At 46.7% G+C, this 13955-nt stretch carries 12 protein-coding genes and 1 tRNA gene; 12 read left to right on the forward strand and 1 reads right to left on the reverse strand.

Annotation, left to right across the window (positions count from 1 at the left end; genetic code table 11):
* Positions 1-61 precede the first annotated feature (61 nt).
* The 11 genes from pth (at position 62) to RB160_RS23080 (ending at position 10835) form a co-directional block, all read left to right on the forward strand.
* Positions 62-622 (forward strand): aminoacyl-tRNA hydrolase, encoded by a 561-nt coding sequence (gene pth, locus RB160_RS23030; protein WP_316572796.1) that lies wholly within the window; start codon positions 62-64, stop codon positions 620-622.
* A gap of 83 nt (positions 623-705) precedes the next feature.
* Positions 706-936, forward strand: a complete 231-nt coding sequence (gene fin, locus RB160_RS23035) for an anti-sigma-F factor Fin (RefSeq protein ID WP_316572797.1) — start codon at positions 706-708, stop codon at positions 934-936.
* Between the two features lie 108 nt (positions 937-1044).
* Positions 1045-4575: a transcription-repair coupling factor gene (gene mfd, locus RB160_RS23040; RefSeq protein WP_316572824.1), complete on the forward strand. Its 3531-nt coding sequence runs from the start codon at positions 1045-1047 to the stop codon at positions 4573-4575.
* 255 nt (positions 4576-4830) lie between these two features.
* Entirely contained in the window at positions 4831-5367 is a 537-nt protein-coding gene (gene spoVT, locus RB160_RS23045) for a stage V sporulation protein T (protein WP_316572798.1), read from the forward strand.
* Between the two features lie 168 nt (positions 5368-5535).
* Positions 5536-7143, forward strand: a complete 1608-nt coding sequence (locus RB160_RS23050) for a putative polysaccharide biosynthesis protein (protein ID WP_316572799.1) — start codon at positions 5536-5538, stop codon at positions 7141-7143.
* Positions 7143-8612, forward strand: coding sequence for a bifunctional methyltransferase/pyrophosphohydrolase YabN (gene yabN, locus RB160_RS23055; RefSeq protein WP_316572825.1), 1470 nt, complete (start codon positions 7143-7145; stop codon positions 8610-8612). Before RB160_RS23050 ends, yabN begins: the two co-directional genes overlap by 1 nt.
* Positions 8613-8640: 28 nt before the next feature.
* Positions 8641-8907 carry an RNA-binding S4 domain-containing protein gene (locus RB160_RS23060; protein WP_316572800.1) on the forward strand — a complete coding sequence of 89 codons (267 nt, stop codon included), beginning with the start codon at positions 8641-8643 and terminating at the stop codon, positions 8905-8907.
* Positions 8908-8983: 76 nt separating this feature from the next.
* On the forward strand, positions 8984-9289 hold the full coding sequence (yabP, locus tag RB160_RS23065) for a sporulation protein YabP (protein ID WP_316572801.1): 306 nt from the start codon (positions 8984-8986) through the stop codon (positions 9287-9289).
* Positions 9286-9918, forward strand: a complete 633-nt coding sequence (yabQ, locus tag RB160_RS23070; RefSeq protein ID WP_316572802.1) for a spore cortex biosynthesis protein YabQ — start codon at positions 9286-9288, stop codon at positions 9916-9918. Before yabP ends, yabQ begins: the two co-directional genes overlap by 4 nt.
* 12 nt (positions 9919-9930) lie before the next feature.
* Positions 9931-10320 carry an FtsB family cell division protein gene (locus RB160_RS23075; RefSeq protein ID WP_316572803.1) on the forward strand — a complete coding sequence of 130 codons (390 nt, stop codon included), beginning with the start codon at positions 9931-9933 and terminating at the stop codon, positions 10318-10320.
* A gap of 95 nt (positions 10321-10415) precedes the next feature.
* Positions 10416-10835: a S1 domain-containing RNA-binding protein gene (locus RB160_RS23080; RefSeq protein WP_053368687.1), complete on the forward strand. Its 420-nt coding sequence runs from the start codon at positions 10416-10418 to the stop codon at positions 10833-10835.
* A gap of 208 nt (positions 10836-11043) precedes the next feature.
* Here the strand turns inward: RB160_RS23080 and RB160_RS23085 are convergent.
* Positions 11044-11117 (reverse strand) — tRNA-Met (locus tag RB160_RS23085).
* Between the two features lie 350 nt (positions 11118-11467).
* Between RB160_RS23085 and spoIIE the strand changes: the two genes are divergently transcribed.
* Positions 11468-13936 (forward strand): stage II sporulation protein E, encoded by a 2469-nt coding sequence (gene spoIIE / locus RB160_RS23090; protein ID WP_396954769.1) that lies wholly within the window; start codon positions 11468-11470, stop codon positions 13934-13936.
* The last annotated feature ends 19 nt before the right edge of the window (positions 13937-13955 follow it).

Genomic DNA, 13955 nt, shown 5'->3' on the forward strand with positions numbered 1-13955 from the left:
CAGACGTAGCCTTAGAAATAAGGTTACGTCTTTTATCATTTATTGAGCGGGGGAATCGGGATTGAAGTTGATTGTCGGTTTAGGAAATCCCGGCAGGCAGTACGCGGACACAAGGCATAACATTGGCTTTGCAGTCGTTGAACGCCTATCGGATAAGCTTGGCATCCCTTTGGATCAGCTGAAGCACAAAGGGATGTTTGGGATGGGCCATTACAAAGGCGAAAAGGTAATCCTTCTGATGCCCCTCACTTATATGAACCTGTCAGGTGAATCCATCCGTGCGGCCATGGATTTTTATAAAATTGGCATGGAGGACATCCTCGTTATTTACGATGATCTTGATTTACCTGTTGGAAAAATCCGTCTCCGCCAAAAAGGAAGTCCTGGCGGGCATAATGGAATAAAATCAACAATTGCCCATCTTGGAACAGCCGACTTCAACCGGATTAGGATCGGGATCAGCAGGCCGCCAGCCGGCATGGCTGTACCTGATTATGTGCTGGGCCGGTTCAGGAAGGAAGAGGAACCACTGATGGCGGATGCCGTCGAAAAAAGCGCCGCCGCCTGTGAAGCATGGCTCGAAAAGCCCTTTTTACAGGTTATGAATGAATTTAACCAGTGAGCAGGCAATACAATAAAGGAAATGAATAATCTTTTCCCGTGCCGTCCATACTATGGATACGGCTTGCCTTAGGAGGGAATTGATTGTCAATCCATTATATTTGCCGCCATTGCGGCGTCGCGCTCGGGTCAATTGGCCATACATCGGCCGACTCTGTGATGCTTGGCCTTCATGCGCTTAATGGGCGGGAAAGGGCCGCGATGGTTTCATATCAGCAAAACGGTGATATAGAAATAAAGTCCATATGTGAAAATTGCCAGGAAACATTAGAAAAAAACCCTAGTCTACACCAATATGATTACTTGATTCATTAATCAGGCTTTGGATAAAGTTCCAAAGCGTTTTTCTGTTTCTATACGATGGGAGTAAAACGTATGAGTTTTGGAGAAAAAGGAAAAGCAGCCGGGAAAGGAGGGATTGGGATGGAAGGACTAAAAACCCTGTTTCTTGAACAGGAAGACATACAATCTGTTATAAGCGGGGCAGAAGGCGGCTTAAAGGAGCAGCTAGTCGCTGGACTATCCGGATCATCCCGGACGGTTTTAGCTGCATCGATTTACAAGCAGACCGACAGGCCGATCCTTTTGGTCACCCATAACCTCCTTCAGGCGCAAAAGCTTTATGATGATATTTCCAGTCTTTTATCGGATCGGGAAGTTTACTTATTTCCTGCCAATGAATTGATCGCGGCGGAGATGAGTATTGCAAGCCCCGAACTAAGGGCGCAAAGGATTGAGGTGCTGAATGACTGGAGCAGGGGCGGTAAAGGCATCCTGATTGCCCCTGCAGCAGGTATGAGGAAGATTCTTCCCCCGAGGAAAGTATGGCAGGAGTACCAGCTCCGTATTAGTAAAGATAAGGATCTGGATATAGACGAAGCACTTGAAGCATTAGTGAATATGGGCTATGTCCGGTCGGAGATGGTTTCAACCCCTGGCGAATTCAGCGTTAGGGGCGGAATTATTGATATTTTCCCGCTTACAGAAACAAACCCGCTCCGGATAGAGTTATTTGATACTGAAGTTGAATCGATCCGTACTTTTTCAATTGAAGACCAGCGCTCAAGGGACAAAGTTACAGAAGCTTTGATTGGCCCCGCAACAGAATTGCCGCTTGGCCAGGCCGATTATGCGCGGCTGTCCCGGAAGCTTGCGGAAGGCCTGGCCGAAAGCCTGAAGGCTATCAAGGACGATAAAGCGAAACTTCAGATGTCGCAGCATATTTCTTATGAATTGGAACAGTTGAAAAATCGCCAGCGCCCTGACCAACTATTCAAGTATGCCTCCATAGCATATGAACATCCAGCTAGTTTACTAGATTATCTTCCTGAAAACGGCTTGGTCATTATCGATGAAATCAGCAGGGTCCAGGAAATGAATGACTCACTCGACAGGGAAGAGGCAGAGTGGTATACATCGCTGTTAGGCAATGGGGAAATCATTCAGGGTTTGTCCTTATCACATCGGGTTCAGGACCTTTTTCAAAAAAGAATATTCCCGGTCTTATACCTGTCGCTATTCCTTCGCCATGTTGCCAATACGAGTCCGCAGAACATCATTAATATTTCCTCAAGGCAGATGCAAAATTTCCATGGCCAAATGCATCTCCTAAAGTCGGAGATGGAACGCTGGAGGAAGGGTGGTTACACGGTCCTTTTCCTTGGCGCGGATTCCGAACGGATAGGAAAACTGCAAAGAGTGCTGGAGGACTATGGCATCGAGGCAGGAATGGCTAGTGGGAACGCCAAGTTGGTACCTGGCAGCGTCCTGATCATGCATGGAAGCCTTCAGGGGGGATTTGAACTTCCCCTGCAAAAAATCGCCGTGATTACCGAGGAAGAACTTTTTAACAAACGTCCGAAGAAATCACGCCAACGCCAAAAGCTTTCCAATGCGGAGCGAATCAAAAGTTACTCAGAGTTAAAAGTCGGCGACTATGTTGTCCATGTCAATCACGGGATAGGGAAATATCTTGGCATCGAAACGCTCGTCATTAACGGGCTGCACAAGGATTACCTTCATATCCGCTACCAGGGGACAGATAAGCTTTATGTACCGGTTGACCAGATAGATCTTGTCCAAAAGTATGTTGGGTCGGAAGGAAAGGAACCGAAGATTTACAAGCTTGGGGGAAGCGACTGGAAGCGGGTGAAGAAAAAGGTTCAATCCTCCGTTCAAGATATTGCGGATGATTTGATTAAGCTGTATGCCGAGAGGGAGGCGGCTGTCGGTTATGCCTTTAGCCCCGACGGCGATATGCAACGGGAGTTCGATGCTTCCTTCCCTTACCAGGAAACAGAGGATCAGCTTCGTTCCATCCATGAAATTAAAAGGGATATGGAAAAGCCGCGGCCAATGGACCGGCTCCTTTGCGGGGATGTTGGCTATGGGAAGACGGAAGTTGCCATACGGGCCGCTTTCAAGGCTATAGCCGATGGAAAACAGGTCGCCTTCCTCGTTCCAACGACAATCCTTGCGCAGCAGCACTATGAGACAATCCGGGAAAGGTTCCAAGACTACCCAATCAATATCGGCCTTTTAAGCCGATTCCGTTCAAGGAAGCAACAAACGGAAACGATTAAAGGACTGAAAGCGGGTACTGTTGACATTGTTGTCGGCACACATCGGCTTTTGTCCAAAGACGTTGTTTACCGGGACATCGGCTTATTGATTATTGATGAAGAACAACGGTTCGGGGTCACGCATAAAGAGAAAATCAAGCAATTAAAGACGAATGTCGACGTCTTAACTTTGACTGCAACGCCGATTCCAAGGACACTCCATATGTCGATGCTCGGTGTCCGCGATTTGTCGGTCATTGAAACTCCCCCGGAAAACCGTTTCCCAATCCAGACCTATGTGATGGAATACAATGGGATGCTTGTAAAGGAAGCGATAGAACGGGAACTTGCAAGGGATGGGCAGGTCTATTTCCTGTATAACCGTGTCGAGGATATTGAACGGAAGGCCGAGGAGATTTCCATGCTTGTTCCGGATGCCCGGGTTACTTATGCACACGGCCAGATGTCGGAAAACGAGCTCGAATCCGTTATGATCAGTTTCCTCGCGGGCGAATTCGATGTTCTTGTCAGCACGACCATTATCGAGACAGGAGTCGATATTCCGAACGTCAATACTCTGATTGTCCATGATGCGGATAGGATGGGGTTGTCACAGCTTTATCAGTTGAGGGGGCGTGTCGGCAGGTCAAACAGGATTGCCTATGCTTATTTTACCTACCGGAAGGACAAGGTTCTTACTGAAGTGGCCGAAAAGCGGCTTCATGCGATTAAAGAGTTTACCGAACTGGGTTCGGGCTTTAAAATCGCGATGCGGGACCTGTCAATAAGGGGTGCAGGAAATCTGCTTGGAGCTCAGCAGCACGGCTTTATTGATTCCGTTGGTTTCGACCTTTACTCCCAAATGCTGAAGGAAGCGATTGAAGAGCGAAAAGGCAAGCGGAAAGAAGAAGCAAGGCCGACTGTCGAAATCGATCTTGAAATTGATGCTTATATACCGGATTCCTATATTCGGGATGGGCACCAAAAGATTGAAATGTACAAGCGGTTCAGGGGAATTGAAGGGATTAATGACCTGAACGAACTGGAGGAAGAAGTGAAGGACCGTTTTGGGGAATATCCGGACGAGGTTTCCTATCTGTTCAATGTTGCCGAAGTTAAGATCCACGCATTAAAGGCGGGAGTCGAATCAATCAGACAGACAAAGGATACAATTACCATCCTTTTGAATGAGGAAGGTAGCTCGGAAGTACCCGGGGATGCAATTGTTGACGTTACCTATCCTTATGGCCGGAGAGCTGGGTTTGGAATGGATGGAAGCAAGTTTAGGATCACCTTGGATGTGCGTGGGGAGGAAACCTCTAGGTGGCTGCATGCCATTTATGAAATTACCAAGAGGCTTGACACCGCCCGGAATACGAAACGGGAGAAATAATGTTTCCATTATCGCTTTTTAATCGGTTTCAATGTTTTAGGACGAATAAACTTGGGTATTCCTACAATGTAGCCGGACATTTCAATTGGTATCTTTATCCTGTTTTGGAAGTTTTGTTATCACAAATAAAATCTATTCGCCTATGAATAGAACTTTCCATATGAAGGATACTAAGTTCAAACTTGGTGATGCTATCACCATAAAGGAAAAAGGAACACCAATTTCAATCATCAGATGAAAGTGAGGCAACATTGGATGAAAGCAACAGGTATAGTTCGTCGAATCGATGATTTGGGTCGTGTTGTTATTCCAAAGGAAATCCGCAGAACTCTCCGTATTCGGGAAGGTGATCCATTGGAAATATTCGTCGACCGTGATGGAGAAGTAATCCTGAAAAAATACTCGCCAATCAGTGAGTTAAGCGATTTTGCAAGGGAATATGCAGAAGCGCTTTATGACAGCCTTGGAAACCCAGTTTTAATATGTGACCGGGATACTTATATCGCGGTGGCGGGAGGCTCCAAAAAGGATTTCCTGAACAAGAACATTGGAGAATTGGTTGAAAAGACTATGGAAGATCGCTCTTCGGTCCTCATCACCCAGCAAGGGACAATCGGGTTGGTCGATGGTATCGATGAATCGGTTTCTTCCTACACAATCGGGCCAATTATCGCAAACGGCGACCCAATCGGAGCAGTCATCATTTTTGCAAAAGAGGGCACCCTTGGGGAAGTGGAGCAAAAAGCGGTTGAAACCGCAGCAAGCTTCCTTGCAAGGCAAATGGAACAATAATGAAGGAGAAGGCTGTCCCAAAGCGGGTACAGCCTTCTTTTTTGGATAATGGCAAAGTTCCTCTATCCGCCGGATTTCTGCTCCTTGGGCCTTTCTAATGGGCTTATCGTCTGGAGATGAGGCCATATGCTATAATAGTTGTCGAATTCGTTTATGAAGGAGACTGCAATGGAGCCGGTAAAACAGGCGCAAAATCTTTTTAAGGGAGCCTTCATCATGACGGCTGCCGTGTTGGTAACAAAACTGTTAAGTGCTGGTTACCGAATCCCATTCCAGAATATCGCCGGGGATGTCGGCTTTTATATTTATCAGCAAGTGTACCCGTTTTATGGAATTGCGATTGCCTTAGCTACGACCGGTTTTCCGGTCGTCCTTTCGAAGCTATATGCGGAGAGGAGAGAGCGGGGCGGCCAGCTACTAGCGGCTTCATATATCGTCCTGCAGCTTTTTGGTTTGATATGCTTTGGGGTGCTTTATACTGGGGCGGGATTTATAGCGCGGTTGATGGGAGACCCAGGCCTCGTTGTATTGATTAAGGTTGTTTCTGTTGTATTCTTACTGTTTCCACCAATCTCCGTCCTGCGTGGCTATTTTCAGGGAAAAGGGGATATGGTCCCCACGGCTTCCTCGCAGATTGGTGAGCAAGTTGTCCGGGTAGCAACCATACTCATGGTTGCCGTCTTGTTTACCAGCCAAGGCCTTTCCTTGTACTATGTTGGGTCTGGGGCAATGCTTGGGTCGATTACAGGGGGAATTGTTTCCCTCGCGATCCTCGTGCTGTTTTTCCGGAACCGAAGGGAAGATTTGCTCAGCGTTTTTTCCCATTCGCTTCGGATGCCGCCCTTAAAGGAAATCAAACATGCAGCCAAAATGCTGGGGCTCCAGGGCCTCGCCATCTGCATCGCCAGCCTGTTAATGGTTTTTATTCAACTTGCAGATGCTTTGAACCTGTATTCTCTTCTTGTCGGCCAAGGCATTGCCCCAGAAGCCGCAAAGGAAATGAAAGGGATATTCGACCGCGGCCAGCCCCTCATCCAGCTTGGCCTCGCGGTGGCCTCTGCTATCTCATTATCGGTTGTGCCCCTAATTGCGAGCAATAGGCTTACGCGTGACAAAGCCTTCCTGGTCCATAACATCAGGCTTGCGATGCACGTAACTGCCGTGATTGGGGCCGGTGCGGCCGCAGGGCTTTGGATGATTGCAAAGCCCGCCAATATCATGCTATTTGAAAATGCAAAAGGCACCGCAGTGCTTGCGGTATTGAGCAGTGCAATCGTCTTTAGTTCGGCCATCTCGACTGCTGCGGCCATTTTGCAGGGCCGCGGGGTCTTGTTTAAGCCAGCCGCAGCCATCCTTTTGGGCTTCCCGCTAAAGTACATCCTCAATCTTGCCCTCGTTCCCCAATTTGGGACGCTGGGCGCGGCATGGGCAACAGCGATTACGTTATGTGGAATCGCCATTTGTGCGATCCTGTTCCTAAAGAGCAGTATGGACGTGGAGATATTTCAGTGGGTATTTTTGAAAAAAACAGGCATTGCCCTTGCGGCGATGCTCATATTTTTAAAATTGTTCCTCGCGGGTACCGGTTTTTTATATGGAATCGGCAGCGAACGGGCGGCCGCGGCCATACAGGCGGTGGGGGCAAGTTTGTGCGGAGCCTTTATTTACGCCTTGGCTATCGTCAGGAGCGGCGTCTTTCGCACGGAAGACCTTGCGCTGTTTCCGTTCGGAAGCAAACTATTATTATTGCTGCCAAAAGATAGGAGCAGGATATGATGAAAATAGAAATTGAAATCATTGGGTTAGGCTCGGCAGATTTGGATGCCATGCCCCTAGGGGTGTACAAAAAATTAAAACAGAAGGGAAGGGTCTTCCTTAGGACAAAGGAACATCCTGTCGTAGGTGAGCTTGAGAAGGAAGGATTCACCTATACCTCTTTTGATTCCATTTATGAAAAACATGATTCATTTGAAGCGGTATATGAAGAAATTCGCGATACCCTTCTTGCACATGCTGGCCTCGGACCGATAGTATATGCGGTGCCGGGCCATCCTCTCGTAGCGGAACGTACAGTCCAGCTCCTGCTGGAAGCACAGGAGAAGCAAGAGGGGATTAGCATCAGGTTCGGAGGGGGACAAAGCTTTCTCGATGCGTTGTTCCTTAGTTTAAGAATCGATCCTGTGGAAGGCTTTCAGCTCCTAGATGGAACCGCCCTCAATGCCGATCAGCTGCAGTTGCGGCAGCATATGTTCATCAGCCAGGTTTATGACCGGCTAATCGCCTCGGATGTCAAACTTACCTTGATGGAGAGGCTCCCCGACGAATATGAAGTGTACATCGTAACAGCGGCAGGTAGTCCGGAAGAAAAGATTGAAAAGGTGCCTCTTTATGAACTGGACCATAAAACAGAAATACATAATCTTGTTACCCTTTATGTTCCTCCCGTCACTGAAGAAGAACTCCATATGCGCGATTTTTCTAAATTAAGGGAAATAATTTCTATTTTGAGGGGTCCAAATGGCTGCCCGTGGGATAAGGAACAAACCCATGAATCCCTGAAAAAATACTTGCTTGAAGAAACATATGAAGTCATTGAAGCGATCGACAGCGGAGACATCGACCATTTAATAGAAGAACTGGGTGATGTTCTTCTCCAGGTAATGCTTCATGCGCAAATTGGCGAGGACGATGGGTATTTTACAATCAATGATGTAATTGAATCGATTTCAGCTAAAATGGTCAGAAGGCATCCGCATGTTTTCGGAACAAAAACGGCAGAAACAGCGGAGGAGGTTATCGCTAACTGGCAGGAAATCAAGGAACAAGAAAAAGGGGCTATAAGGAAAGAGTCTCTTCTGGAAGCGATACCGAAATCATTACCTGCCCTTATGAAAGCATACGAATTACAAAAAAAGGCGGCAAAAGCCGGGTTTGACTGGCAGGAAATCGGCCCCGCATTCGAGAAGGTTAAGGAAGAGCTACAAGAATTCGAGGCTGAATTAACAAATGAAGCCGGGCTTACACTCGCAAAAAAGGAATTTGGCGACATCTTATTCGCGTTTGTAAATGTCGCAAGGTTCCTGGGCATTCACCCGGAAGAGGCCCTTACTGAAACGAATGATAAATTCATGCGCCGTTTCCGTTACATTGAAGAAATGGTAAAGAAAAGCGGCAGGGCAATTGAGGGCCATTCGCTTGAGGAGCTTGACCGGTATTGGGATGACGCCAAGAAAAACGGGTTATAGAATTTAAAGAGAACAGGGGGAAAGAACAATGAGGCTTGATAAGTACCTGAAAGTTTCAAGGATCATTAAGAGAAGGACGCTTGCTAAGGAAGTATCCGACCAGGGAAGGATCCTCGTAAACGGTAACCAGGCGAAGGCAAGCACGACTGTCAAGGTAGGTGACGAATTGACAATCCGTTTTGGCCAACGAATTGTAACCGCAAGGGTTGACCGGATTCAGGAAACCTCCCGCAAGGATGAAGCGGCTGAAATGTATACAATCCTGAAGGAAGAAAAGGCGCCATCCGGGGAATAAGGCTTGTTCTATTTAAACCCGAAAAAACATAGTATGTACAAAAATAGCATGTACAATGTGATTCGGGGGATGAACAATGAACCAATATTATGATCCAAACGCAACAAACAAAGGGGCGGCGCCTGATCATGATGTCATCATGAGGGGGAGGAAGCTCCTTGATATTACCGGCGTTAAACAGGTGGAAAGCTTCGACAACGAAGAGTTCCTCCTAGAAACGGTCATGGGGTTTTTGTCGATAAAAGGACAGAATCTGCAGATGAAGAACCTCGATGTCGATAAAGGCGTCGTATCCATTAAAGGAAAGGTGTTTGAGCTTGTGTACCTGGATGAGCAGCACGGAGACAAGGCTAAAGGCTTCTTTAGCAAATTATTCCGATGACTCTCACAGTGCAGTTCATAACAATGGCGGCTATGGTTTCGGCGGGGGCGGGATTTGGGGCGATGCTCGATACGTACCAGCGCTTTCTGAACCGCCCGAAGCGAAAAAACTGGATTACTTTTATAAACGATATCCTTTTTTGGGTTGTCCAGGCGCTGATCGTTTTTTACGTTCTTTTCCATGTAAATAAAGGAGAGGTAAGGTTTTATATTTTTATTGCGCTTTTTTGTGGTTTCGCAGCATACCAAGCCTTGTTGAAAGGTGCCTATCTCTGGCTTCTTGACCGGGTAATCAATGCCGCCGTTGCGGCCGGGCGGATTTTGGCAAAAATGGTACAGCTGCTTATTTTCAAGCCAGTCACCGGCCTTATCCAGCTTGCCCTTGCTTTGATCCTGCTCCTCTTGAAAGCGGTCCTGTCGCTGCTCCGCTTTCTGGTAAAAGCCGGATACTTTCTCATCCGGATATTAATTTTGTATCCATTGAAAAAAATATTGGCATTTATGTGGAAAGTTTTGCCGAAAGGGATTAAAAAACCGGCGGAGAAGTTATATAATAGTGGGACAGGAATTCTTTTGAAAATACGGGATGTTTATAAACGGATGTTCAAGTGGAATAAAAAAGATGATTAAGGGGGAGAGCCTTTGGAAGCATCGAAGAAACGAAAAGTAGCAAGGATTCGTAACAGCTATGCTGAATCTCAATATCATTCGGAAGAAGCGGCTTCCAGGAAACGCAAGGCATTGGTAAGAAGGCTCACTGCATTTGCCGTGTTGGCAGCCCTTTTGATTTATTTTACTGTAACCTCCATTTATTCGCGTGCCGAAGCCTTGGAAAAGAAAAAGGCGGAAAAGCAGAAGCTTGAACAGAGGCTGGCAAGCCTTGAGCGGGAACGCGATATCCTGAACGAGGAAATCATCAAGCTGAACGATGATGACTATATCGCAAAGCTGGCAAGGAAGGAATACTTCCTTTCCGACAAGGGTGAAATTATTTTCACAATTCCGGAGGACAATAAGAAGAAGGAAAAATGATGCAGTGCACTCTTGTTGACACTTATTTTACAACTTAGGTATAATCTATAGTAAGACTGATTTTTTTTATTTTTTTAAGGAGGAAGTTTCTTTTTATGTCAATCGAAGTAGGCAGCAAGTTACAAGGAAAAGTAACAGGGATTACCAATTTCGGAGCGTTCGTCGAGCTGCCGGAAGGTTCAACAGGCTTAGTCCATATCAGTGAGGTCGCTGATAATTACGTAAAGGATATCAATGACCACTTGAAGGTTGGCGATATGGTAGAGGTAAAAGTCATCAATGTCGAAAAGGATGGAAAGATTGGCCTCTCCATAAAAAAAGCCAAGGACCGTCCTGAACCGCAAAGGTCTTACACACCTCGTCCACGCCAGGGAAGGGCAAATGACCGGAATGCAAGGCCGGAGAATTTTGAATCAAAAATGGCCAAATTCCTGAAGGATAGCGAGGACCGTTTATCCTCCCTGAAACGGAACACCGAATCAAAACGTGGTGGTAGAGGGGCCAGAAGAGGCTGACTTGTTGCTGCTTATCAACCGAATATATTCATTATACCAGGCAGGCCCGATGAGGCTCTGCCTGTTTTGTTTTTTAGGAATAGTGCGGAATTGCCAGGCATCAAACTTGTCTTTCATGGACTGTCGCCCTTTTCGGATAAACAAAAACGGCTCTCCCCAATTGGGAAAGCCGTTGAAAGCAGGTTGCCTATTACATAGTAAAAAAGTATAGCGGCGGAGGGGATCGAACCCCCGACCTTACGGGTATGAACCGTACGCTCTAGCCAGCTGAGCTACACCGCCATTTTTTGAAACACAAGTTATATAATACATAGTTTAAAAAGGACTGTCAATACATTTTTTGAAGATCCTCTTTTGATCATCTTGGCAACTTTTGCACAACCGTGGCAGGCGGGGTGAAATGAGTCGNTTTTTTGAAACACAAGTTATATAATACATAGTTTAAAAAGGACTGTCAATACATTTTTTGAAGATCCTCTTTTGATCATCTTGGCAACTTTTGCACAACCGTGGCAGGCGGGGTGAAATGAGTCGAACAATTCCATTGTTGCCGTGCTTGATTTTGACAATCTTTGAATGCCTGTCCATTTATAATGAAGCACAATAACCAGACGACGGGGGAGTGTGTTTTTTTGGAAAGGGCAGAACAAACAGTGATGGACCAAGTAGCAGGATCGGGCATCCGCTCAAAATGGGGCTTTGCGGGGGCTTTCGGGAAACTGCGATCCAAGGCGGAAAGGTTGGCTTTGAAAAAGGGATATCTCCTTGTCCTGGTCGGTTTTTTACTTGGCCGGGCATTGATTCTTGCGAAGTTGGCGCCGTTCGGCCTTCCCTTTTTCGCTGCGGTATTTTTTATTAAAAAGGAACGGGCCCCGCTGGCGCTTTTTGGACTTGTCGCTGGCGCGGCAACCATTTCCCTTGGGCATGCGGCTTCCACTTTTGCCATGGTGTTCCTTTTCCTTGTAGTCTACAAATCTACCGGGAAATGGGTTGGAAATCGGGCCCGGGCAATCCCTTATTATATCGGTGCAGTGCTGTTCGCCGGAAAACTTGCTGAAAGGTTTATTCAAGCGGGAAGCGTCTCTGTTTATGATTCAGCAATGGCCGGCATAGAAGGAATACTGGCCTTCATCCTCTCGTTGATTTTTATGCAAAGCGTTCCCTTGGTCACAGCCAGTAAACGAAAACAGCCTCTGAAAACTGAAGAAATTGTTTCTTTAATCATACTCCTTGCATCCATTATGACTGGGACAATTGGATGGATAGTCTACGGCCTGTCGATTGAACATGTGATGTCCAGGTATTTGGTCCTCCTGTTTTCCCTTATGGCAGGCGCAGCGGTCGGTTCAACCGTCGGTGTTGTCACAGGCCTCATTTTCAGCCTTGCGAACGTTTCGAGCTTTTCCCATATGAGCCTTCTTGCGTTTTCGGGTGTGCTCGGCGGTTTGCTGAAAGAAGGAAAAAAGGCAGGTGTCTCGCTTGGGCTTCTCGTTGCGACCTTATTGATCGGAATGTATGGGGAAACGGGTGTAAGCCTTCAGATAACAATGATGGAAACCTCGGCCGCAATCCTGCTGTTCTTCCTGACTCCCACCTCATTAACCGCCAGAATCGCAAAATACATACCGGGGACTCCGGAGCATACGGCTGAGCAGCAAAAATATATGAGGAAAATGCGTGATGTGACAGCAAAAAGAGTTGCCCAATTTTCAAATGTATTTGAAGCGCTTTCCAAAAGCTTTTCACATAATGAAGACGACTTCGATGGAGAAGAAAAGGAACTTGATATCTTTTTGAGCAATGTGGCTGAAAAGTCCTGCCAAACGTGTTTTAAAAAAGAGCATTGCTGGACAAGGAACTTTACTACAACATATGGCTATATGGAAGAAATTATGCTTCAAATGGACCAGTCGAAGGCAACAATACCTCCAAAACTCGCGCGGGAGTGGGAAAAGCTCTGCTCCAGGCCCAAGAAGGTAACGGAAGCGATTCATCAAGAACTAGCCGTATACCAGGCAAATCAAAAATTGAAAAAGCAGGTGAAAGAAAGCAGGCGGCTCGTCGCGGACCAATTGCTAGGCGTTTCTGAAGTGATGGGAGATTTCGCGAAGGAAATCCAGCGCGAGCGTGAAAACCTCCATAAACAGGAAGAACAAATAATGGAGGCCATCCAGGATTTCGGCCTCCAGATTGAACATGTGGAGATTTACAGCCTTGAACCCGGAAATGTCGATATTGATATGACAATCCCTTATTGCAATGGGCATGGGGAGTGCGAGAAGCTCATTGCCCCGATGCTGTCCGACATTCTTGGTGAAACGATCATCGTTAATTCAGAGGAATGCGGAGCCTACCCTCACAGTTCTTGCCAGGCTACATTCCGTTCCGCGAAAACATTTACTGTGGAAACAGGGGTCGCATATGCCGCCAAAGGAGGCGGGTTGGTTTCCGGGGACAGTTTTTCGACGATGGAGCTTGGAAGCGGGAAATACGCTGTTGCAATCAGCGATGGAATGGGGAATGGAGAGCGCGCCCAGGACGAAAGCCGTGAAACACTGAAGCTCCTTCAACAAATCCTGCAATCAGGCATTGAGGAGAAGGTTGCCATTAAATCGGTTAACTCGGTCCTTGCCTTAAGGACAACAGATGAAATATTCTCGACACTCGATCTTGCAGTCGTTGATCTTCAGAATGCTTCGGCAAAATTCCTGAAAATCGGTTCCACCCCAAGCTTCATTAAACGTGGAAAAAAAGTGATAAAAATACAGGCAAACAATCTTCCAATGGGAATCGTCCAGGAATTCGATGTCGATGTTGTCAGTGAGCAGCTAAAAGCAGGTGATTTATTAATCATGATGAGCGATGGGGTGTTTGAAGGGCCAAAGCATGTTGGCAACTATGAAATGTGGATGAAACGGAAAATCCATGAACTTGAAACGAATGATCCGCAGGAAGTAGCCGATTTGATAATGGAAGAGGTCATCCGCTCCAGGTCGAATAAAATTGAAGATGATATGACTGTCGCGGTCGCGAAAATAAAACACAATATACCAAAATGGGCCTCCATACCTGTACACGGAATCAAAAAGAAACGGGCATAAAGGGGTTTGGTATAAATAC

Origin of the sequence: Neobacillus sp. YIM B06451 (assembly GCF_032667185.1) — a bacterium.
Classification (GTDB): Bacteria; Bacillota; Bacilli; order Bacillales; family Cytobacillaceae; genus Bacillus_D.